Origin of the sequence: Candidatus Thiothrix sulfatifontis, from assembly GCA_022828425.1 — a bacterium.
In the GTDB taxonomy this organism is placed as follows: Bacteria; Pseudomonadota; Gammaproteobacteria; order Thiotrichales; family Thiotrichaceae; genus Thiothrix; species Thiothrix sulfatifontis.
This window is the reverse complement of sequence record CP094685.1, coordinates 3,098,083-3,118,252: the sequence shown is the minus strand read 5'-3', so window position 1 is coordinate 3,118,252 and position 20,170 is coordinate 3,098,083. Positions and strand designations below refer to the sequence as shown.

The window sequence follows — 20,170 nt, the reverse complement described above, 5'->3', positions numbered from 1 at the left end:
GGGGTGAAACCTGCCCCTGAAATTACCGCCGCTCTCAAAGGCTGGAAAACCCACTCCGGTTTCTGGCTGAAAGCGGCGGTTGCGATTGGTCTTACCTCCGGTTTGCTGCTGATTGCGCAGGCGTGGTTGCTGGCAAATGTCGTCAATGCCGTAGTATTTGCCGAAGCTGCTTTAGCGGATGTAATGCCCAGTCTGTGGGGCTTGCTGGCACTGTTTCTGCTGCGGGCAGGCTTGGCGTGGGCATCCGAACAAGCCGCGTTTCATGCTGCGGTGCAGGTCAAGCTCGCCATTCGCGCCCAACTTTACCAACAAGTGCAGCAACTCGGCCCCGCATGGCTGACGGGGGAGCGCAGCGGCGATTTGCTCAATACCCTCAGCGATGGGGTGGAGGCGCTCGAAGCCTATTATGCCCGCTACATTCCTGCGATGTCGCTGATGGCACTCGTGCCGCTGGCGATACTGGTGTTTGTGCTTGCCAATGATTGGCTCTCGGCGGTGGTAATGCTGGTGACAGCCCCGCTGATTCCGGTGTTCATGATCCTGATCGGTAAAGGCACGGAAAAGCGCAATCAGCAGCAATGGCAACAATTGGCGCGAATGAGTGCGCATTTTCTCGACGTGATTCAAGGTTTAACCACCCTGAAACTGTTCAATGCCAGCCGCCGCGAAGCGCAAGTGGTCGCGCAAATTTCCGACCAATACCGCCAAAGCACGATGTCGGTATTGCGGGTCGCGTTTCTGTCCTCGTTCGCACTGGAATTTTTCGCCACAGTCAGCATTGCGATTGTCGCGGTCTTGATCGGCTTCCGCCTGTTCTGGGGCGAAATGGATTTTCTGTACGGCTTCTTTGTGCTGCTGCTTGCGCCCGAATTTTATCTGCCGCTGCGCAATATGGGGACGCAGTATCATGCGCGGATGGCGGCGATTGGGGCGGCGGAGAAGATGGTGGAGGTGTTGGAAGAGAAGGGAAGGAAAAAAGGAGAGGTAATGTGTGTGCCGGAGTTGCGTACTCATTCCCTTGTTCTGCAAAACCTTTCCTTCACCTACCCCGATGCTAGAACCGCCCTAAGCAACCTCTCGCTGGACATCCACCCCAACGAAACCCTAGCCATCGTCGGCGCAAGTGGCGCAGGCAAAACCACCTTAATCAACCTGTTAATGGGGTTCCTGCAACCCCAAAGCGGGCAAATCCTCATCGGCAATACGCCGCTAACCGCCATTTCCCCCGAAGTATGGCGCAAGCAACTGGCATGGCTGCCGCAAAAACCGCAACTGTTCCCCGGCACGGTTGCCGACAATATCCGTCTCGGCAATCCCACTGCGACGCTGGCACAAGTGCAAGCCGCTGCTGAACAAGCCTACGCCGCCGAATTCATCGTCAAATTGCCGCACGGTTACGACACGTTGATTGGTGAAGCGGGGCAAGGGCTTTCTGGCGGGCAAGTGCAACGCATCGCACTGGCGCGGGCGTTCCTCAAGGATGCGCCGCTGGTGATCCTCGACGAAGCCACCGCCAACCTTGATCGTGCCAGCGAAACCTTGGTGCAAGCCGGGGTCGAACGTTTGGCGCAAGGGCGCACGCTGGTGATGATTGCGCACCGTTTGCGCACTGTGCAAGCCGCCGACCGAATTGTGGTGCTGGATCAGGGGCAAGTGAGCGCGATTGGGACGCACGCCGAATTGCTGGAAAATTCCCCGCTCTACCGGCAGATGCAAGCGGCTTACGGGGGTGAAGCATGAACGATTTACTGCGATTATTGCGTCTGTTCAAGCCGTATTGGGGCTGGGCGGCGTTGGGCATGGGTTTGTCGTTTATCACGTTGCTGGCAAATGTGGGGTTGATGGCGGTGTCGGGCTGGTTCATTACCGCGATGGCAATGGCGGGTGTCGCGGGTGTGTCGATGAATTATTTCACCCCTGCGGCCTTGATTCGGCTGGCGGCGATTGTGCGCACGGCGGGGCGTTACGGCGAACGCTTGGTGACGCACGAAGCCACGTTTCGGATGTTGGCGGAATTGCGGGTGTGGTTTTATGAGCGCATCGAGCCGCTAGCTCCGGCGGTGTTGGAACAGTACCGCAGCGGCGACGTGTTGAGCCGCATCCGTGCTGATATTGATACGCTGAATAATGTGTACTTGCGCCTGTTAGTGCCAGTGGTGGTGGCGGCGTTGGCGACGTTGGTCTTCGTGGTGGCGTTGCTGTTTTATCACCCGTTGCTGGCGTTGCTGGAATTGAGTTTGTTGTTGGTGGCGGGGGTGCTGATTCCGTGGTTGATGAATCGTTTGGGGCATGAAGCAGGGCAGCAATCGGTGGAAACGGCGGCGCAATTGCGCTCGGCTTTGGTGAATGATTTGCAGGGCATGGGCGAATTGCTGGTGTATGGCGCGGCGGATGCTCATGCCGCGCACGTTCAACAGTTGTCGCAAACCTTGGCGGCGCAACAGCAAATCCTGAGCCGTTTGAATGGTGTGGCGCAAGGCGCGTTGGGGCTGTGTGCGAATTTGGCGATGTGGGGCATGTTGGTGCTGGCGATTCCGCTGGTGCGCGATCATGCGATAGCGCCGCCTGAATTGGCGATGTTGGCATTGTTCGCGCTGGCAAGTTTTGAAGCGGTGTTGCCTTTGCCGCTGGCGTTCCAGTCCTTGGGGGAAACTCTCGCGGCAGCGCGGCGTATTTTCAGCCTTGCGGATCAGGTAGCGGCGGTGACAGAACCAGCGCACCCGCAAGCTGTGCCGGAACGTCTGGATTTTGCATTGCGGGAACTGGGTTTCCGTTACCAGCCGCAAGGTGATGCGGTGCTGGATGGTTTGACGCTGAATTTTCCGCAGGGTCACAAGCTCGCTATCGTCGGTGTAACGGGCGCGGGCAAAAGCACCCTGACCAGTTTGCTGCTACGTTTCCGCGACCCGACCAGCGGTGAATTGTTGTTGGCGGGAAAACCGCTTGCCCACTACAGCGGCGAAGCCTTGCGTCAGCACATCGCGGTTGTGCCGCAGCAAACGCATTTGTTCAACACCACCTTGCGCGAAAACCTGTTGCTGGCAAAGCGTGATGCAACCGAGTCGGAGCTGGAAGCGGTGTGCGGCACTGCGTTGATTCACGATTTCATTACGCAACAGCCGCAAGGGTATGCAACGTGGGTCGGTGAAACGGGCGTGCGTTTGTCCGGCGGACAAGCCAAACGGGTGGCGATTGCGCGTGCCTTGCTGAAACCGGCGCGGCTGTTGATTCTCGATGAGCCTACCGAAGGCTTAGACCCAGAAACCGCGACACAGGTGATGGCGAATATTCTCACGCAGGTGGCGCGTAATGGGCAAAGCCTGTTGCTGATTACGCATCGTGCGCACGGTTTGGAAGCGATGGATCAGGTACTGCATCTGTCTTGAAGGATGCGGTATGATGGCGGCGATTTTTAACCAGAAAACAGGAACGCACCATGACAATCACTCGTGTAGCAGGCAACGGTGGCTTGCCGATGATCAACGTTAGCAACGACCATGCCGATGCCGTGATTTCGGTTTACGCAGGGCAAGTCTTGTCCTTCACCCCCAAAGGCGCGGCGGATGTGCTGTTCGTCAGCGACAAAGCCTATTACGCTGAAGGCAAAGCGATCAAAGGCGGCGTGCCGATTTGCTGGCCTTGGTTTGGCGCAGACCCCGAAGGCAAAAGCCGCCCCGCTCACGGTTTTATGCGCAACCGCATGTGGAGCGAATGGGAAACCCGCGAAAATGCGGATGGCTCAACCACGGTGATTTTGGGCGTGGAATCGTCCCCCGAAACTTTGGCAATTTGGCCTCATGCGTTCCGTTTGGCGATGGAAATTACCTTCGGCAAAACCTTGCAACTGGCATTGGTGACACGCAATACCGGCGATGCAGCGTTCAACATTACCCAAGCGATGCACACTTATTTTGCGGTGGGCGACATTGCGCAAACAACCGTGACTGGGCTGGATGGTACGCAATACCTCGACAAAGCCGCAGACGGCAACGGCGCAACCAAGCAGCAAGACGGTGCAATCAGCATTAACAGCGAAGTTGACCGCGTTTACCTCGGCGTTCCGGCGGAGCTGGCGATTGTCGATGGCGCGTTGAATCGCACCATTCGCATTACTTCCAGCGGCAATAACACGGCAGTGGTGTGGAATCCGTGGGCGAAAATCGCAGCGGGCATGGCGGATTTGCAGGACGACGATTACACCCGCTTCGTATGCGTGGAAACGACTAACGCGGCAGATGATGTGGTGGAAGTGGCGGCAGGTGGGGAATTCCGGTTGACAGCAGAATACGGCGTGTAATTCCTGATTTCAGGTTGCCCGCGCACCACCGCGTGGGCAATCGTCACGTTAAATGCGCTTAAACAGCGTCAATGTCCGTTCGCGGCTGGTTTTTAAATCCACCACAGGCAAGGGATAATCCCGCAAACCATCGCCCAATTCACGCGGTAAATGCACCTGTTTATTATCCCGTGCGTGCAATTCTGGAACCCAGCGGCGAATGTATTCCCCTTCTGGGTCAAATTTCTGGCTTTGCAACATCGGGTTGAAAATGCGGAAGTAGGGCGCAGCATCAGCCCCACACCCCGCTGTCCATTGCCAGCCGAACACATTGCTGGCTAAATCAGCATCTACCAAGGTATCCCGAAACCATTGTTCCCCCACTTGCCAAGGCACCAGCAAGTTTTTGGTGAGCAGCGATGCCACAATCATACGTACCCGATTGTGCATCCAGCCGGTTTGCCACAATTCGCGCATCCCCGCATCAATGATTGGGTAGCCGGTTTGCCCCTGTTGCCAACGGTTTAGCACAGCGGCGTAATCGTCTGCCCAAGGGAAAACATCGAAACGTGCATCCAACGCCCGTTCCTGCGTGTGCGGAAAGTGATACAGCAAGTGGTAAGAAAATTCGCGCCAGCCGATTTCCTGTAAAAAATGGCGTAGGCCGCTATCGGCTTCGGGGTGTGTTTGCAAATAGTGTTCGGTGTGATAAACCGCCTGACGTGGGCTGATTTCGCCGAAGTGCAAATGCGGGGAAAGGCGGGCAGTGCCGGTTTGCGCGGGCAAATTGCGTGCTTCCTTGTAATCCGTACCTTGTGGCAAGAATGCCAGCAATTTTTGCATCGCCGCCGTTTCGCCCACTTGCCAGTGGGTCATCATCGCGGCATCCCAGCGAATTGTCGGCAGTAAGCCCAACGCATCCACGGGCAAACTGTGCGGCCAGTTAGCGGGCGCGATCATGCGTTCCGGCATGGGCAGCGGCAGGTGTTGAATCCCGTGTTTCAGCATTGCTTTCCAAAACGGGGTGAACACTTTGTAAGGCGTGCCATCGGCTTTTAAGACTTCCCACGGTTCATTCAGCAGGCTGGCATTAAAGCTGTGGACTTCGCAGGTTTGCTTGAGGGTTTCTTTAATGTGTTTGTCGCGGGCAAGGCTGGCGGGGTCATACACCCGATTCCAATACACATGGGTTGCGCCGGTGTTGGCGATCAATTGCTGTAAAACGGGGAGGGCAGCGCCTTGGCGTAAGATTAGGTGATTGCCTAGCGTTTGCAGGTGCGTATCGAGCGCCTGCAAACTGTGGTGCAACCATACCCGACTCGCCGCCCCTAATTGACTGATGGAACTCGGCAGTGGGTCATCAATAAAAATCGGAATAATGTGTTCACACGTGCGGCAGGCATGATAAAGCGCGGGGTTATCCGCTAAGCGTAGGTCTTGCCGTAACCAAACAAGCGCTGTTTTCATGCCGTAGCAACAGGCGCAAGAACGTGAGTCGGTTCTCTAGCCAGCACTTTGTCAAGGGTTAAACAAATTTCGCTTAATTCTTCAGGCAGCCAATGAATATTGCGCAATGGCGGGGTGTCTGGCAATGTTTCTGATGTTGCCCGATTGCTCAGAAAAACGGTGATTTGGGTCATAATGCTCAAGGCTTGCAGGCTGTTGGATACGCCAGTGCTAGGCAGCAGTAGCGCATCGAATTCTGCCCGTTCGATAATCAGCGGTAGATGATCCAAGGTGGTTTCAGTGCCAAGCAAGCTGACTTGATAACCGTGTTGACTGATGATGTTCGCCAGCAACAGCGTTTCCAATTGCACCGCATGGGTTTGGGTGTTGACCAATAATACGCGTTTGCCATTGGCACGGCTGTTGTAATGCAAATAACGCGAGCCGAGTTTCACGCACAAAAATTCGTGCAGGAAAGCGTAGTCAGCGCGGGTAGACGGCAACATTGCCTGCTGTTGCCACAATTGTTGATAGAGGGGCAATATCAATTTTTTGGCGACCAATTCCAACGAATACAGCGATACAGCTTCATTGAAGGTGTGTTCTAACGCGCGCGTGTCTAATTTATGGATGCAGCGTTGAAACAGCGAACCATAATGTCGCCAGGGGTCATCGGTTTGGACATCTTGTGCCGTGCGCAATAACATCGGAGGGGTTTCACCGCTATCGAGCACATCACGGACACGCCCTACTGGAATCCCCTGCTCCAATAATACGAGCACTTGTTTAACGCGATCGACGTCTTGACGGCTGTAAAGACGATGGCCTTTCGGGGTGCGACGCGGTTTAAGCAAACCGTAACGGCGTTCCCAAGCTCGCAAGGTAACAGTATTTACACCTGTCTGTTCGGATACTGTGCCGATCGGGAAGAGGGCGGTAATGTCGCTAGTATTGTGATCAGTCACAAGAGTCATAGGATTTGTAGCAGCCTTGTACAGTAATCTTTTAACTATAGGTGAGATGTTAATGACAAAACAGTATTCCCATGAAAAATACGGTTTAAAGTAAAAAGCCGCCTTTTCAGGGGCGGCTTTTTACACGAAAGTGTTCTAATTTCGCTTTAGCGACCGAACATCTTGCTTGCCAGACCAATAGCGCCAGACACGCCGCCGACCGAATCCAGCAGGCTACCCATGTCTAACGAACCGTTAGGGGAAGCTTTGTCCACAGCTTCTGGAACAGCCGCTTGCAGACCTTTCATCGCTTGCTCTGGGCTAATACCCAGTTGCTGAGCGAATGCCGCAATCTTGTCTTGACCAAAGATTTGGGTCAATTGGCTACCGGAAGGTTGGGCGTTTTGACCGTTGCCTAACCATGAAGCCGCCAGTGATGCCAAACCAGAGTCACCGCCGCCTTGCATACCGGAAATCATGGAGGCTAAGCCACCCAAACCGCCTGCTTGTGCTTGATTGCCGCTATTGCCCATGAGATTCATCATGGCTGAGGCAATTTCAGTGATCTCTAATTGACCGTCACGGTCAGTATCCAATTGGCTTTTGAATACTTGGGTAGCAATTTGCATTATGTCCATGTGTGCCTGTACCTTTATTTAAATACTTTTCGGAATGCGAATTTTTTGACCGGGGAAAATTTTATCCGCGTCTTTAATGACTTCACGGTTAACTTCGACGATACGGGTGTATTTTGAACCATTGCCGTATGCTTTCTCAGCGATTTCCCACAGAGTGTCGCCTTTTTCAATCACGTAAAATTCGTCATCACCACCGACTTGGCTGCCGTCCGCAATGGTCATGCCATCCGCTTTCACGGATTCGATCCCCATGGCATTGCCTGCCATCAATACGGCTTTTTCCAGTGCTTCAGCCGATTGCGCTTGGCCTGTCAACGTAGCCACGCCGTCTTTGACTTCCACTTGCAAGCCGTCAACGCCAGGGTTGTCTTCATTGATGTGTTGAGTCAGCGCAGCAGGTGCTTCCTCTTCCTTGCCGAAGATTTTCTTGCCAATGTTACGGGCGAAATCAAACAGTCCCATCTTATTTTCTCCTTGGTTTACGTATGGATTAATCTCCATTCGTAGTATAGACGTTATTCAGCCAAAATTAACAACTGGCCTGACGGTCAGTCGGCAAATCTTGTTGAAAGGTTCACAGATGGAGGGTTTTTAAGCGAGAAAAGCGCCAAATTTAACCAAACGTTGTTGCCAATAAGTTTTACTCAAGTTGTCGATACTCACCTTGCTGCCACCGGATGCGGCATGAATGAAATCCCCGCGCCCAATATAAACACCCACATGGTTGACTTTGCTGCCACTGGTGCGGAAGAAAATTAAGTCGCCGGGGCGCATTTGTTCAAAGCTAAGGGTGCGACTGGCGGCACTTTGTTCGGCAGCGGTGCGCGGTAGGGTGATGCCTTGGGCATTTTTGTAGACGTATTGGGTCAGGCCGCTGCAATCAAAACCTTCGCGAGGGGTTTCACCCCCAAATGTGTAGCGCACGCCTAGAGCTTGATGCGCTTGTGCTAATAAGGCGCGGCGGGCGGGGGCATCATACGGTTCGGCTTGTTGCGAAAACGGTTGGTACTGTTGTGAAAATGCCGGTTGCGACATCGAGGGTTGATTATAACTGGTGAAATAAGGTCTGGCCTGATTTTGATAAACACCCGGAACGGTGTGGTTCCAATATGGGTATTGCGCGGTTTGCGGGTATGAACCCATTGGTGCGCATCCGCCGAGTACAGTAGTGACTGCACCCATTAGCAGTGCTGCTTTAATATTGCCCATTATGATCTGCCCTGTTTTTTTGTTATGCATTTAGAATGTAAGGGCATTCTATAAGTTCAATCCTGAACACAAACAAAAAACCCAATCACTTCAGGCGATTGGGTTGGTTTTTAGCAGTCGTGACTTGGCGTTACCAGTTAGTGCCGAAACTTTTATCGGTTTCATTGCCTAGTTTGGGTAATTCAGCAATGTCGTGGATGGTGCTCAGTGGGCCATCGGGGAAGAGTTGATACAAGTATTTACGCCCGCCTTGGGGCATGAATTCGTCTTGCAGCATATCCGCCAGCATTCGCGCATTCTGGCAGTCATCGCAGTGTTCGTAAAAATCGAGGATGAAATTGATTACTGCCATGTGTTCTGCGGTCAAGGTCATGCCGCGCTCGGTGGCGTTGGTGCGGATTAGTTGGTAAACGTCATGGGTTTTGAGGGTAGGCAACGGCGCTCGCATGACCGCGTGGGCGCGTGGGAACATCTCATCCAAAGAAACATCGCTAAACATCATAACTCAATCCTCCTGAGTGTTTTCTGTGGTAATGACAAACCCGACTATCTCTAGTGGTGTGGTTTGATACCTTGCTTATATCCTAAAGGTAGTATTTCCGAGCGCATAAGTCAAGTTATGTCTGCGCTTGAGTCGCGTGGTATGCTGGGTAACTGTTATTTTATTGCATGGTCGAGTGTTCATGAGCGCTATTACCCCCACTTTCACAACCTTAACCTTAGCAGCTTATGGCTGGTCGCCTGCTAATTGGGCAAGTGTATTTTACCCGGATGATTTGCCAGTGGATTGGCAGGCTTCGTATTACGTCAATGAATTCAGTCGCTTACTGATTCCGGCGCGTGAGTGGATAGCACCCGTAGAGCAAGCTAAGGCGTGGTCGGTGGAAGTCGGGCAAGATTTCGGTTTCTACGTGGAATTAACGCCAGAATTGTTGCAAGCAGCGCATTGGGAGGCGGTGTGCCGTGCGATTGAACAAGAATTGGCGGCGCAAGTGCTGGGTATTGTGGCAGATGCTGGGGTAGTCCCTTGGATACCGGCAGCATGGTTGGAGCGTTTTGCCGTGCATATTTTGCCAGAAGGTGAGCGGTTTGCGGCAATGCCACAAGGTGCCGAGGCGCAAATCGGCTTGATACGCACTAATGAAGTGTTATCGCCGCAAGCTTTACGCGCCATATTCGAGCATTTGCAACAACACACCGCCCACCGTGATGCCCTGCTGTTTTTGGATGCGCCTTGGGCGGTATTGGAGCAACTGCGTTTGATGCAGCAATTGTACGGTGTATAAATCCGGCGCTAATACCTCGGCGCACGGTAAGGGTCGTAACGGTAAGGGTCAGGCAAGCGGCGGGGCGCTTGATACTGTTGGTATTGGTAATAATCCCCGCTTTGCTGCAAGGCTTGCTCAAACACTCCGGCTTTTTCCATGACATACGCCAGACCGCCCAGCACCGTCAGCCCCAATAACACGGCGAATACAATTTTCACCACACTGTAAGGGCGTTCGCCTTGGGTTTTGCCGTTACGTCCGTTGATGACAAAGCGGTAAGTCTTACCGTTATAGCGGAAGGCGGCCGACCAAACCGGCAACAGAACGTGTTTAAACGTGGTGGCTGAATGTTGTGTTTCCAAGCTGTGAACGCGCTGTTGATCACCGCCAATGTCGCTGGTAATGGCATTGTAAATGCGGCTATCCATAATGCCACGGGCTTGCTCAAAACCTTCGTCCAAATCCACCTGATAAATTTCACTCTGGAAACCGCTCAGGTAACTTTCGTTGTAAGGCACGAGGTTGGGCAAATCCCACGGTTCGAGACGGTCAAGAATCGCACGGGGCAGGGTATGGGTAGCACCGACCAATACATCGTCAAAAAATAAGCGCACCCGCCCACTCACGGGTGTCCAGCGCACACGCGGTACATTTTGCACCTGTTGACGGGGTTGCCCATTCACCATTACCGTGACCATTTGGCGCTCGTAATAAATCACGCCGCGCTCACCCCGGTAATAACTGTCGGTATGGCTGTCATACGTCCAGTACGGAATGTAAATCCCCAGCAGTTTTTCGTCACGTTTGGCTTTGTTTTTCAGCGCAGATGGCGCAAACCACAAGCCCCCAATCCACTTATCAAATGCGCTACGGGCATCTTTTTCGGTGATTAAAAACGGCAACAACGATTTGGGTTGGAACAACCGTGCTTGCTCCGTCCCTGTCACCACGGGCGTGCCACAAAAGGGGCAATCACCCGCGTGCGTGTTTGGCTTCAGTTCAAACGTGGCGGCACAATTGGGGCATTTAATGACCTGAGTATTATCCATCGGGCGCAATTTGCCCTGTTGAATAGCCCGCAATGCCTGCTCGAAACTGTATTCACGAATCTCTTGCTGGTTAGGGCGGATCAGGTTTTGATGCCCGCAATAGTTACACTGGAGCGCTTCTGTCCCCGGTTGGTAGAGCAGATCAGCGCCGCATTGTTCGCACGGAAAATGCTGTTGTTTGGTGTTGTTATTATCCGCCATTTAAGCCTGCACTGTTATTCGCTGCTGTGAGGGGGCGCAGAAGGTGGAATCGGCGGTGGGGTTGCTTGCCCTGCAAACAAACCACGCAATGCTGCCGTTTCCCCCGCCGTTTGCCAGTTTGCCATGCCCGCTTGCCACACCAGCGTTGTGGCGGTGAGTTGCCCATTTTGCGCCATTTGTTGCAATTGTGGCATTCCAATCGGGCCACTGGATTCCTGCCCGATCGCAACGTGCCAACCGGTATCCGGTAACGGTGGTGGCGTTGCTGCTGCCGGTTTGTTCAGCACTTCTGCCATTTTATTGGCAACCGCAAAACCCATGCCCATATCCAGCGCACTGTTGGAGCCGCCCTCACCAATGCCTTGCGCGGTTTGGTATTGCAGGTATTTGTCGAGGTTGCCGATCATGCCCATGCTGGTACGTTTGTCGAGCGCTTCTTCCACTTCGGTGGGCAGGGAAATATTTTCCACCAGAATATTGGTGAGCTTCAGACCATAAGCGGCAAATTCCGGGACAATTTTCTGGGTGACGAATTGCCCCAATTGTTCGTAATTGGCAGCCATATCCAGCACCGGAATGTTCGCGCTGGCAACGATGCTGCTAAAGCGTGTCACAATCAGATTGCGCAACTGGTCGCTGATTTCATCGACGGTGAAGTTTCCATCTGTCCCCATGATTTCTTGCATGAATTTGCGCGAATCGTCAATGCGCATTCCATACGTACCGAAGGCGCGGATGCGTACCCCGCCGAATTCGCTGTCACGAATCATCACCGGGTTGCGCGTTCCCCATTTCAGATTGGTGAATTGCTTAGTGTTGAAAAAATAGACTTCGGCTTTAAACGGGCTGCTGAAACCGTGATCCCAATGTTGCAGGGTGGACAGTAGCGGCAGATTTTGGGTTTCCAACACGTACATGCCGGGGGTGAGTACGTCGGCTACTTGACCTTCGTTGACGAAAATCGCGACTTGCGATTCACGCACGGTGAGTTTCGCGCCGTATTTGATTTCGTTGCCGTGGCGCTCGAAACGGTAAACCATGGTGTCGCTGCTGCTGTCAGTCCATTCGATGACATCAACAAACTCACCCATCAATTTGTCCCATAATCCCATGATTTATACTCCTTGGCGGGGGCTGTCGGCCTTGGCTTTAGCGGAAGTCAGCGCATGGCGCAGTTCGCTTTCCATAACCTTGATTTCTTCCTCGGCTTTGGCACGCATGACCTTGCCTTCGTCGGCAATGCGCAGTGAGTCGTTGATGGTGTCGATCAGGCTTTGGTTGGCTTTTTTCACCGATTGGATGTCGAACACGCCGCGTTCCATTTGTTTGCGGGTTTCGGCATTGCCCATGCGCAGGGTTTCGGCATTCTTTTCCAGCAATTCATTGGTGAGGTCGGATGCTTTTTTGACGACTTCGGCGGCATCGCTCATGCGGAAAATGGTGACAGCTTGCGCTAATTGGTTTTTCCACAAAGGAACGGTGTTGATCAGCGTGGAATTGATTTTATTGATCAAGGTTTTGTCGTTTTCTTGCACCAAACGGATGCTGGGTAAACTTTGCATCGCGACTTGGCGGGTCAGGCGTAAATCGTGTACCCGGCGTTCCAGATCGTCACGCGAACTGCGCAGGTCACGCAGGTTTTGCGCCAGAATCATATCAGCGGTATTGGCTTCGACCTTGGCAACCAGCGCAGGAATGTCATTGGTTTCGAGGCGACGCAGCTTTTCTTCACCGGCGGCGATATAGGCTTCGAGGTTGTGGAAAAAGTCGAGGTTGGCTTCGTAAAGCTTGTCGAGTGTAACCACATCCGTCAGCAATTGGGTTTTGTGACCTTCCATCTCGTCGGTAATGGTGTCGATTTGCTTGCGGACTTCTTCGTATTGATTGAGGAATGCGACCACGGGTTTGGCTTTGCCAATGAGTTTTTCCCACCAACTGGGTTCGTCATTGGGGTTGAGGGAATCAATGTCGAAACCTTTGATGGCGACAACCATATTGGTCAAGGATTTGCCAGCGGAGCCAATGTCTTTGTTTTTGACGCCGTTGAGCATTTTTTCTGAAATGGCTGTCATTTGCTCTTGGGTTTTAGTACCAAAGAACATAATGCTGCTGCGGTCGTCCATGTCGATTTCGGCGATGATCGTTTCGAGTTTACTTTTATTGGTATCATCGGCTTGGGCGTAAGCGACCAGTTCGGTGGTCATTTCCGGCAGCGGAGCGAGTTCAGTGCCGGGAACGATAGCAGGCGCGGTTTGGGTTACGGTCGCTGTTGTGGTTTGAGTTTCATTCATGGGGGTCTTCTCCTTGAGTTTATCGCTTAATTAGAGAACGCCTTCGCGTTTGAGTTGAGTTTCGAGGACTTCGATTTGCACGTCCAGATCAAAATGGTTGTCTTCCAATAATTTTGCTTGTTGTTCGGCAAAGGTCTGTTCTATCGAATCCAGCACGCGACTGAAATTGGTTTCCAGAGCAACTGCCTTTTCTCCCTGATGCGTGCGTGCATAGCCTTCGGTCACACGTTGTGTGCCATCCAAATAGACTTTGAGGAATTTGCGGGCGCGTGACAGGCGGGTTGGGTCATCTTCGATACTGGTGAGCACTTCGCGGGCTTTGCTGGTGATGCGTTGCAGGCGGGCATTGAATTCGGGGTTGGGAATTTGGCGACGTGCTTGCTCGATCGCGTCGATTTTCACATTGGCAGCATCGAGTGCGTCCAAGACTTCTTCAATCGTGACGCCGATGGAAATATTGCCTGCTTTGTCTTTACGCGGGTCTAACCCGTAATACAAGGCAAACCCAAGGAAAGTTGCCGCGCCAATCAATACTGCGGGCAGAATGCCGCTCATGGCATAATCGGAACTCCACCAGTCCAAAACACCAGTCGCCGTGCTGATAATAATGGCGGCAACCGTTTTGAACGGAGTTGAAGGTGCGCGGGCAATTTTGCGCCGTTCGTATTCACCTTCCACGCGAAAACCTTGGCGAGCCACATTTGCGCCTACCATGAATGCGGCGAATACCCCACCCGTTACCAGGGTGGACATAACGTCACCGCGCATTAACGAGCCAATTGCAGTAATCAGCGTAGGCAGCGGGAGTAAGTAAAGCAGAATGCCTTTAATGCCATAGCGCACATTGTGAATGGCAGGTTCATAACGTTTGGCAGCCGATTTGACAGTCGTGGTCATGTTGTCTCCCATTAGAACAGCGGTGGAAATAAGTTAAATATGGATAGCACGCTGACGCCACCAACCGTGACCACTAAAAGAATAAAACCAACCGTTTTGCGTAAAGCATAAGCCATGGCATCTGTCCTCCTTTTTATAATCTGTCGCTAAGTGTAGCGTGTCTGGCGAGGGATAACCTATTCTATTCCGGTATTGGGCGCACAAAAAGATTTTATTTATGAATGAATGCTGTATTATTAGCAGTAATGTCTGTGTCAGAACGAAAAAAAAGCGGGTCTTTGATGACCCGCTTTTTGCGGAAGTAACTCAAGAACGCCGTGGCAAACTGCTACGGTAATGAATGCAGGTAAACCCCCTGTTTACGAACGTGCATTCAGTGCCCAAACCTCACCATTCAACCAGCTCCCCAATAAATGGCCGGTTGTAAGGGTGGGGGTTGAGAAAGTAACTTCAGCGTGCCGTCATCCCGAATCTCTTATGCCATTGAGTGTCAGAACGGCGGAACAAGCTTATTTTTTATTTCAGATACTTTTGACGACGAAATCGTTACCACAAACCCCAAGTTCGCGATTCCTGCTGAAGTTGGGTTTATACTAAGCGCGAATCCATGAATCTAACCTGAACTATTGGCTTATTTTTTATGCGGTAAAAATAAAGCCGGTTCGATGGCGACGCCCTTTAATTTTTTATTTTTATTCACCCTCGCGCACGAGTGAACATATCGCAATGAAGCACGGCACAACAGCGGCAAAAATGCAGGAAATCCAGCCCTTTCATGTGATGGCTTTGTTGGCAGAAGCCCGCCAACGCGAAGCAGCGGGTCAGGATATTATTCACATGGAAGTCGGTGAACCTGACTTTCCAACCCCGGCACCCATTGTGGCAGCAGGCATACAGGCATTGCAATCCGGGCAGACCAAATACACACCCGCCTGCGGTTTGCCAGCCTTGCGTGAAGCGATTGCCGCTTACTATGCCAGTCGCTTTGGGGTGACGATTGCGCCACAACGAATTATCGTGACCCCCGGTGCATCCGGCGCGTTGCAATTGGTGTTGGGGGCATTGTTGAATCCGGCGGATGAGGTGTTAATGACCGACCCCGGCTACCCGTGCAATCGTCATTTCGTGCGCTTGTTTGAAGGCAAGCCGGTGGCAATTCCGGTGGGGGCAGAGACTGCTTATCAACTGAACAGTGCGCATATTCAGGCGCATTGGAATGAAAATACCCGTGCGGTGCTGTTGGCAAGCCCGGCGAATCCAACCGGAACTGTGCTGAGTGTGCCGCAATTGGCGAATATTTACCGCGCGGTGCGGCAACGCGGTGGGGAATTGATTGTCGACGAAATTTATCAAGGGCTGACTTACGGTGTACCCGATACCACGGCGCTGGCGGTGGACGCGGACAATATTTGGGTCATCAATAGCTTTTCCAAATATTTCGGCATGATTGGCTGGCGCTTAGGCTGGGTGGTTGCCCCCGAATGGGCGGTAGCAACCTTGGATCGTTTGGCACAAAACATCTTTCTGGCCGCATCGACCCCGGCACAATACGCGGCACTGGCAGCCTTTACCCCGGAAGCGTTGGCAATCATGGAAGCGCAGCGGCAGGAATTGCAGCAACGGCGGGATTTTTTATTGCCTGCACTGCGAGAACTGGGTTTTTCGGTGCGAACCGAGCCGCAAGGGGCATTTTACATCTACGCGGGTTCGGAACGTTTCGGGAATGATGCACAAGGCTTGTGTGCGAATTTGCTGGATAAAACCGGCGTGGTGTTCACGCCGGGGATTGATTTTGGCAGCCATCAGGCGACAACGCATGTGCGTTTCGCTTACACCACGCCCGTGGCACGGTTGGCGCAGGCGGTGGAGCTTCTGGAAGGGGTATTACGGGGAGGGAACTGTTAACTCTTGAACGAGTCACAATATTTCAAATCGCCCGATTTTAGACCGCGTTGAAACCATTCCATGCGTTGTGTCGATGAGCCGTGCGTGAATGAGTCGGGGTTAATGCGTCGCCCTGACATGCGTTGCAAGCGGTCATCGCCAATAGAACCAGCCGCATTGATGGCTTCTTCAATATCGCCTTCTTCCAGAATGTTGAATTGTTTGTGGGCGTGGTGCGCCCAGACACCGGCATAACAATCCGCCTGTAGTTCGAGTGCTACTGAGAGTGCATTGCCGTCGGTTTTGCTCATGCTGTTTTGCAAACGGGTTACTTCGTCGGTTGTGCCCATCAGGTTTTGCACGTGATGCCCGATTTCATGCCCCAAGACGTAGGCTTGTGCAAAATCGCCGGATGCACCTAAGTTTTGCAGTTCGCGGAAGAAGCCTAAGTCGATGTAAACTTTTTGGTCGGCAGGGCAATAAAACGGCCCAGTGGCAGCCGTGGAGTAGCCGCACACGGAATCGGTGCTGTCGGTGAACAATACCAATTTAGGCTCAACGTAGCGCCCACCCAATTGACGGAATACTGGGTTCCACACGTCCTCAGTGGAGGCAAGCACCGTGGAGGCAAACTTGCCCGCATCATCTTGTGGCACACCCGTTGCCACCGTTTGGGTGGAACTGCCGCCGCCAAAACCGCCTAAAATCGTATTGGCTCCACCGACCAGTCCGAGGACTTGAATCGGGTTAAACCCCATGTACCAGCCAATTAAGACAGCCGCAATAGTGCCGAGCAACCCAATTTTCATCCCGCCCCCGCCACCGCTGCGACCACCGCGCCGGTCTTCCACGTTGCTGCTTTGTCGTCCTGTTTTCCAGCGCATGTTGTGCTCCATAAAAATATTTGCGGGAATTATTTCACGTTGCGTAGAACTAAAGCCAATTAAGCGGAATCTGTCAACTTATAAATGACTAAGGCGTTAATCTACTGGAGTCTCCGGCTGTTAGCAGGGGAACGAGGGGCACTCAAAGGAATATGATGAGAATGGCGGCATTGATAACCGCGCATAATGAGCGGTTAGAGAGCGATTCGCACGAAAACGACGGTTTGAATAATGCGGCACGTTTGGATCAGTTCCTCAGGGAAGTAAGTCGACGTGCCTTTGTAGTGGCGCGTCTGGCGACTCAAGACGAAGAGGAGGCGCTGGATATTGTGCAGGATGCTTTGTTCAAACTGGTGCAAAAGTATTCGGGGCATCCGCACGGTGAATGGGGTGCGCTATTTCATACGATTTTGCACAGCAGAATCAATGATTGGCACCGGCGGCAGACAGTACGCAATCGCTGGCGGGTGTTTTTTTCAAGCAAAGACGACGACGAGAATGTTGATGTAGAAGAGCAGACTGCTCAAACTCAATTTTTAGAGCCAGAACGTCAATTATTACAGGATGAAATGAGCGTGTTGATGCAAATAGCGATCGGGCAATTGCCGCTGCGTCAGCAACAGGCATTGTTGTTAAGGGGGTGGGAAGGTTATGACATTGCGGAAACCGCGCAAATCATGAAATGTTCCGAAGGGAGCGTCAAAACCCATTATTCAAGGGCTGTCCACAGTTTGCGAGAAAAACTGGGAGATTATCAATGACCAAGATGAGACACGAAATTACTGAGCAGCTATTAGTCAGTGCCGTGAAACAGGGGATGGATCAGGCTGTCATGGGCTTGGATTGGCAGACGCAGGCAACATTGACACGTTTACGCTTACAAGCGTTGGAACGCGAACAGAAACGCCATTGGGCGGAGGGTTTCGGCCTTTCAGCGTTTTCACGGGGATTTGCGATTGCAACGGCTGTCACATTGGCGGCAACGCTTTGGGTATTGCCCGACACGGCGATACCTCCTGATAGTTTAGCGGCTGCTGCTGGTGATCACTTCACAGATGCCGCCGCCGAAACGGATGCAGATGTCAATGTTATGGAAGTCTTGATGGCCAGCGAGGACATGGACTTGCTGGAAAATCTGGAAATGTATGAGTGGTTGGAGGCCGAATACGGCTAACCGCATTAACTAAGTCGTTAAGGAGAACACAATGCAAAGGAAGGGAATCCTGTGGATGTGCAGCACATTGGTGCTGCTGATGAGTGTTGGTTCGGTTGCTGCTGCTGAAACAGCCGAAGAAATTACGACCATGCTCACTTGGTGGGATGAAGTCGGCAGTGAGTGGGAAAAAGCGGAAGCTTTCATCGAATTTGCGGGTAATGATCAAGAATACCTCTTAGCCGAGAACACGATGGAGCAAGCAGATGACCAACAGCAGCAATAAACGCCGTTTTGTCGGTTTTTTCATGGCGCTCCTGACAACAGTGGCGCTACTGTTGGCAGGTGGAAACGCAATGGCGGGTTCGGTAACGTGGGAAAGTTTAAGCGATAACGAAAAGTCGGTATTGAAGGCGTTCCAAAGTGAGTGGGCTTCGTTATCAGATAAAACGCAAAGCAATTTAAAGCGCTGGGCGGCTAAACCTGCAACAGAACGTAGCAGAATCAAGCAACGTTTTGGTGAGTGGCAGGCATTGTCGACGGCGCAACAAAAAAAGATTGCCAAACAACTCAAACGCTACAAAGCGATGTCACCTGCACAGAAAGCCAAAATCAAGCAGTGGCACGCTTGGGTTAAAAAATTACCGGAAAATGAGCGCAAAAAGTTGCGTGAGAAATGGCCCAGTATGACGGACGCGGAACGCAGAGCTTACATGAAGGATTTGCAACAGCAGTATGGAACATGATTGATCAGTTTAGCCAGTCAATTGATTACGCAATAATGCCCTAAATTATTGCGGCACCGTTCAGCTTGAATTCAGGATAAGTTTTGATCATTTTTATTTATTGTGGTATATGGTTTATAAAAAACAGTGACTTATGTGTTTCGTTAAGTTTGCGTTAAGGTATTCTCGCTGGCAGGTATTTGTGCTACTGTATTTACATGATGATTTTGAAGTGTGTTCGTCCTATCGGGGTTTAAATGAAAGGAGTCTCAGGAATGTCACGACCACAGACCCACATTGACAGCAAAGAAGCGCTTGCTTTTGTTGCATCAGAAGCCAGCGACGTTATTGAGCTGGAGGATGATATTGAAGATGAAAGCCTCCTGAGCGATAGCGATGATGAAGAGGCGTCAAGTCTCACTGAAAGCGCTAATGTGACTGCCATCGCCTCATCGATGGATGTTGACGCTACTCAAATGTATTTGCGGGAAATCGAGTTTTCGCCACTGTTGACCCCCGATGAAGAAGTGCTCTATGGGCGTCTTGCCCGTGACGGCGATGAGTTTGGGCGCAAGAAAATGATTACCTGCAATTTGCGCTTGGTGGTAAAAATTGCCCGTCGTTACATGGGACGTGGGTTGCCATTGCCGGATTTGATTGAAGAGGGCAATTTGGGTTTGATTCATGCGGTCGAAAAATTCGATCCTGAACGCGGCTTCCGCTTCTCAACGTATGCCACTTGGTGGATTCGCCAAAACATTGAACGGGCGTTAATGAACCAAACGCGCACCATCCGTCTGCCAATTCATGTGAATAAAGAGCTGAATGCTTATTTGCGCAAAGTGCGTGAAATGACCCAAAAGCTGGGGTATGAGCCTTCGCTGCCAGAAGTGGCAGAAGCACTGGATAAGCCGATTGAAGTTTTACGCAAGTTACTCGATTTCAATGAGCGCATTACGTCTTTGGATGTGACGGTTGGTAAAGACAGTGATAGCCCGCTAGTAGACTTTGTAAGCGCTGAAACCTGTGATGAGCCTGACAGCAAGCTTGAAGACGAAGACGTTACGCAGTCTGTTGATGGGTGGTTAGCGCAGCTTGAATTCAAGCAGAAAGAAGTCATTGTGCGGCGTTTCGGTTTGCATGGTCATGAGCGTGCGACGCTGGAGCAAGTTGGTGAAGCCTTGGGTTTGACACGCGAACGCGTCCGCCAAATTCAGATGGATGCACTGAAACGTTTACGGCGTATTCTTGAAAACAAGGGTTTTTCTGGCGAGAATTTGCTAGGTATTGGTTAAT

21 protein-coding genes are annotated in these 20,170 nt (G+C 52.1%); 10 read left to right on the top strand and 11 right to left on the bottom strand.

What is annotated here, in order from left to right:
* Positions 1 to 3: 3 nt before the first annotated feature.
* From cydD to L3K52_15550, 3 genes are read left to right on the top strand one after another with little or no spacing between them, the layout of a single operon-like run.
* Positions 4 to 1,740, top strand: coding sequence for a thiol reductant ABC exporter subunit CydD (gene cydD / locus L3K52_15560; GenBank protein ID UOG91595.1), 1,737 nt, complete (start codon positions 4 to 6; stop codon positions 1,738 to 1,740).
* Positions 1,737 to 3,386, top strand: coding sequence for a thiol reductant ABC exporter subunit CydC (gene cydC, locus L3K52_15555; GenBank protein UOG91594.1), 1,650 nt, complete (start codon positions 1,737 to 1,739; stop codon positions 3,384 to 3,386). Before cydD ends, cydC begins: the two co-directional genes overlap by 4 nt.
* Before the next feature lie 50 nt (positions 3,387 to 3,436).
* A complete protein-coding gene (locus tag L3K52_15550) occupies positions 3,437 to 4,297 on the top strand; it encodes a D-hexose-6-phosphate mutarotase (GenBank protein ID UOG91593.1) in 861 nt (286 codons plus the stop codon).
* Between the two features lie 48 nt (positions 4,298 to 4,345).
* On the opposite strand, the gene L3K52_15545 is transcribed toward L3K52_15550, so the two are convergent.
* From L3K52_15545 to L3K52_15520, 6 genes are all read right to left on the bottom strand, one after another.
* Entirely contained in the window at positions 4,346 to 5,743 is a 1,398-nt protein-coding gene (locus L3K52_15545; protein UOG91592.1) for a DNA photolyase family protein, read from the bottom strand.
* Entirely contained in the window at positions 5,740 to 6,687 is a 948-nt protein-coding gene (locus L3K52_15540; GenBank protein ID UOG91591.1) for a MerR family transcriptional regulator, read from the bottom strand. Before L3K52_15540 ends, L3K52_15545 begins: the two co-directional genes overlap by 4 nt.
* 155 nt (positions 6,688 to 6,842) lie before the next feature.
* Positions 6,843 to 7,313: a YidB family protein gene (locus L3K52_15535; GenBank protein ID UOG91590.1), complete on the bottom strand. Its 471-nt coding sequence runs from the start codon at positions 7,311 to 7,313 to the stop codon at positions 6,843 to 6,845.
* 18 nt (positions 7,314 to 7,331) lie between these two features.
* A complete protein-coding gene (lysM, locus tag L3K52_15530; protein UOG91589.1) occupies positions 7,332 to 7,775 on the bottom strand; it encodes a peptidoglycan-binding protein LysM in 444 nt (147 codons plus the stop codon).
* A gap of 129 nt (positions 7,776 to 7,904) precedes the next feature.
* On the bottom strand, positions 7,905 to 8,522 hold the full coding sequence (locus tag L3K52_15525) for a C40 family peptidase (protein UOG91588.1): 618 nt from the start codon (positions 8,520 to 8,522) through the stop codon (positions 7,905 to 7,907).
* Positions 8,523 to 8,652: 130 nt separating this feature from the next.
* Positions 8,653 to 9,024 carry a TusE/DsrC/DsvC family sulfur relay protein gene (locus L3K52_15520; protein ID UOG91587.1) on the bottom strand — a complete coding sequence of 124 codons (372 nt, stop codon included), beginning with the start codon at positions 9,022 to 9,024 and terminating at the stop codon, positions 8,653 to 8,655.
* Positions 9,025 to 9,205: 181 nt separating this feature from the next.
* On the opposite strand from L3K52_15520, the gene L3K52_15515 reads away from it, so the two are divergent.
* Positions 9,206 to 9,808 carry a hypothetical protein gene (locus L3K52_15515; GenBank protein UOG91586.1) on the top strand — a complete coding sequence of 201 codons (603 nt, stop codon included), beginning with the start codon at positions 9,206 to 9,208 and terminating at the stop codon, positions 9,806 to 9,808.
* Positions 9,809 to 9,816: 8 nt separating this feature from the next.
* Here the strand turns inward: L3K52_15515 and L3K52_15510 are convergent, their stop codons facing one another.
* From L3K52_15510 to L3K52_15495, 4 genes are read right to left on the bottom strand one after another with little or no spacing between them, the layout of a single operon-like run.
* Positions 9,817 to 11,040: a primosomal protein N' (replication factor Y) - superfamily II helicase gene (locus L3K52_15510; protein ID UOG91585.1), complete on the bottom strand. Its 1,224-nt coding sequence runs from the start codon at positions 11,038 to 11,040 to the stop codon at positions 9,817 to 9,819.
* Between the two features lie 14 nt (positions 11,041 to 11,054).
* Positions 11,055 to 12,152 carry an SPFH domain-containing protein gene (locus L3K52_15505; protein ID UOG91584.1) on the bottom strand — a complete coding sequence of 366 codons (1,098 nt, stop codon included), beginning with the start codon at positions 12,150 to 12,152 and terminating at the stop codon, positions 11,055 to 11,057.
* 3 nt (positions 12,153 to 12,155) lie between these two features.
* The gene (locus tag L3K52_15500; protein UOG91583.1) at positions 12,156 to 13,331 is read right to left on the bottom strand and encodes a toxic anion resistance protein; all 1,176 of its coding nucleotides are present in this window, start codon (positions 13,329 to 13,331) and stop codon (positions 12,156 to 12,158) included.
* 30 nt (positions 13,332 to 13,361) lie between these two features.
* Positions 13,362 to 14,228 carry a 5-bromo-4-chloroindolyl phosphate hydrolysis family protein gene (locus L3K52_15495; GenBank protein UOG91582.1) on the bottom strand — a complete coding sequence of 289 codons (867 nt, stop codon included), beginning with the start codon at positions 14,226 to 14,228 and terminating at the stop codon, positions 13,362 to 13,364.
* Positions 14,229 to 14,954: 726 nt separating this feature from the next.
* Between L3K52_15495 and L3K52_15490 the strand changes: the two genes are divergently transcribed.
* Entirely contained in the window at positions 14,955 to 16,133 is a 1,179-nt protein-coding gene (locus L3K52_15490) for a pyridoxal phosphate-dependent aminotransferase (GenBank protein ID UOG91581.1), read from the top strand.
* On the opposite strand, the gene L3K52_15485 is transcribed toward L3K52_15490, so the two are convergent.
* Positions 16,130 to 16,996 (bottom strand): zinc metallopeptidase, encoded by an 867-nt coding sequence (locus L3K52_15485; GenBank protein UOG91580.1) that lies wholly within the window; start codon positions 16,994 to 16,996, stop codon positions 16,130 to 16,132. The two genes, L3K52_15490 and L3K52_15485, sit on opposite strands and share 4 nt — an antisense overlap.
* A 161-nt stretch (positions 16,997 to 17,157) precedes the next feature.
* On the opposite strand from L3K52_15485, the gene L3K52_15480 reads away from it, so the two are divergent.
* The 5 genes from L3K52_15480 to rpoS all read left to right on the top strand — a co-directional run bounded on the left by L3K52_15480 (position 17,158) and on the right by rpoS (position 20,169).
* Positions 17,158 to 17,757, top strand: a complete 600-nt coding sequence (locus L3K52_15480) for an RNA polymerase sigma factor (protein UOG91579.1) — start codon at positions 17,158 to 17,160, stop codon at positions 17,755 to 17,757.
* Complete coding sequence (locus L3K52_15475) at positions 17,754 to 18,170, top strand: hypothetical protein (GenBank protein ID UOG91578.1); 417 nt, start codon at positions 17,754 to 17,756, stop codon at positions 18,168 to 18,170. Before L3K52_15480 ends, L3K52_15475 begins: the two co-directional genes overlap by 4 nt.
* Positions 18,171 to 18,201: 31 nt before the next feature.
* Positions 18,202 to 18,435, top strand: a complete 234-nt coding sequence (locus L3K52_15470) for a hypothetical protein (GenBank protein ID UOG91577.1) — start codon at positions 18,202 to 18,204, stop codon at positions 18,433 to 18,435.
* A complete protein-coding gene (locus L3K52_15465; GenBank protein ID UOG91576.1) occupies positions 18,416 to 18,895 on the top strand; it encodes a DUF3106 domain-containing protein in 480 nt (159 codons plus the stop codon). Before L3K52_15470 ends, L3K52_15465 begins: the two co-directional genes overlap by 20 nt.
* Positions 18,896 to 19,149: 254 nt before the next feature.
* The gene (gene rpoS, locus L3K52_15460; GenBank protein ID UOG91575.1) at positions 19,150 to 20,169 is read left to right on the top strand and encodes an RNA polymerase sigma factor RpoS; all 1,020 of its coding nucleotides are present in this window, start codon (positions 19,150 to 19,152) and stop codon (positions 20,167 to 20,169) included.
* Position 20,170 lies beyond the last annotated feature (1 nt).

Excerpts from the sequence above, each read along its gene's own strand:
- cydC (UOG91594.1), top strand. The coding sequence starts at position 1,737 with ATGAACGATTTACTGCGATTATTGCGTCTGTTCAAGCCGTATTGGGGC.
- L3K52_15550 (UOG91593.1), top strand. The coding sequence starts at position 3,437 with ATGACAATCACTCGTGTAGCAGGCAACGGTGGCTTGCCGATGATCAAC.
- L3K52_15545 (UOG91592.1), bottom strand. The coding sequence starts at position 5,743 with ATGAAAACAGCGCTTGTTTGGTTACGGCAAGACCTACGCTTAGCGGAT.
- L3K52_15535 (UOG91590.1), bottom strand. The coding sequence starts at position 7,313 with ATGGACATAATGCAAATTGCTACCCAAGTATTCAAAAGCCAATTGGAT.
- lysM (UOG91589.1), bottom strand. The coding sequence starts at position 7,775 with ATGGGACTGTTTGATTTCGCCCGTAACATTGGCAAGAAAATCTTCGGC.
- L3K52_15525 (UOG91588.1), bottom strand. The coding sequence starts at position 8,522 with ATGGGCAATATTAAAGCAGCACTGCTAATGGGTGCAGTCACTACTGTA.
- L3K52_15520 (UOG91587.1), bottom strand. The coding sequence starts at position 9,024 with ATGATGTTTAGCGATGTTTCTTTGGATGAGATGTTCCCACGCGCCCAC.
- L3K52_15515 (UOG91586.1), top strand. The coding sequence starts at position 9,206 with ATGAGCGCTATTACCCCCACTTTCACAACCTTAACCTTAGCAGCTTAT.
- L3K52_15510 (UOG91585.1), bottom strand. The coding sequence starts at position 11,040 with ATGGCGGATAATAACAACACCAAACAACAGCATTTTCCGTGCGAACAA.
- L3K52_15505 (UOG91584.1), bottom strand. The coding sequence starts at position 12,152 with ATGGGATTATGGGACAAATTGATGGGTGAGTTTGTTGATGTCATCGAA.
- L3K52_15500 (UOG91583.1), bottom strand. The coding sequence starts at position 13,331 with ATGAATGAAACTCAAACCACAACAGCGACCGTAACCCAAACCGCGCCT.
- L3K52_15495 (UOG91582.1), bottom strand. The coding sequence starts at position 14,228 with ATGACCACGACTGTCAAATCGGCTGCCAAACGTTATGAACCTGCCATT.
- L3K52_15490 (UOG91581.1), top strand. The coding sequence starts at position 14,955 with ATGAAGCACGGCACAACAGCGGCAAAAATGCAGGAAATCCAGCCCTTT.
- L3K52_15485 (UOG91580.1), bottom strand. The coding sequence starts at position 16,996 with ATGCGCTGGAAAACAGGACGACAAAGCAGCAACGTGGAAGACCGGCGC.
- L3K52_15480 (UOG91579.1), top strand. The coding sequence starts at position 17,158 with ATGGCGGCATTGATAACCGCGCATAATGAGCGGTTAGAGAGCGATTCG.
- L3K52_15475 (UOG91578.1), top strand. The coding sequence starts at position 17,754 with ATGACCAAGATGAGACACGAAATTACTGAGCAGCTATTAGTCAGTGCC.
- L3K52_15470 (UOG91577.1), top strand. The coding sequence starts at position 18,202 with ATGCAAAGGAAGGGAATCCTGTGGATGTGCAGCACATTGGTGCTGCTG.
- L3K52_15465 (UOG91576.1), top strand. The coding sequence starts at position 18,416 with ATGACCAACAGCAGCAATAAACGCCGTTTTGTCGGTTTTTTCATGGCG.
- rpoS (UOG91575.1), top strand. The coding sequence starts at position 19,150 with ATGTCACGACCACAGACCCACATTGACAGCAAAGAAGCGCTTGCTTTT.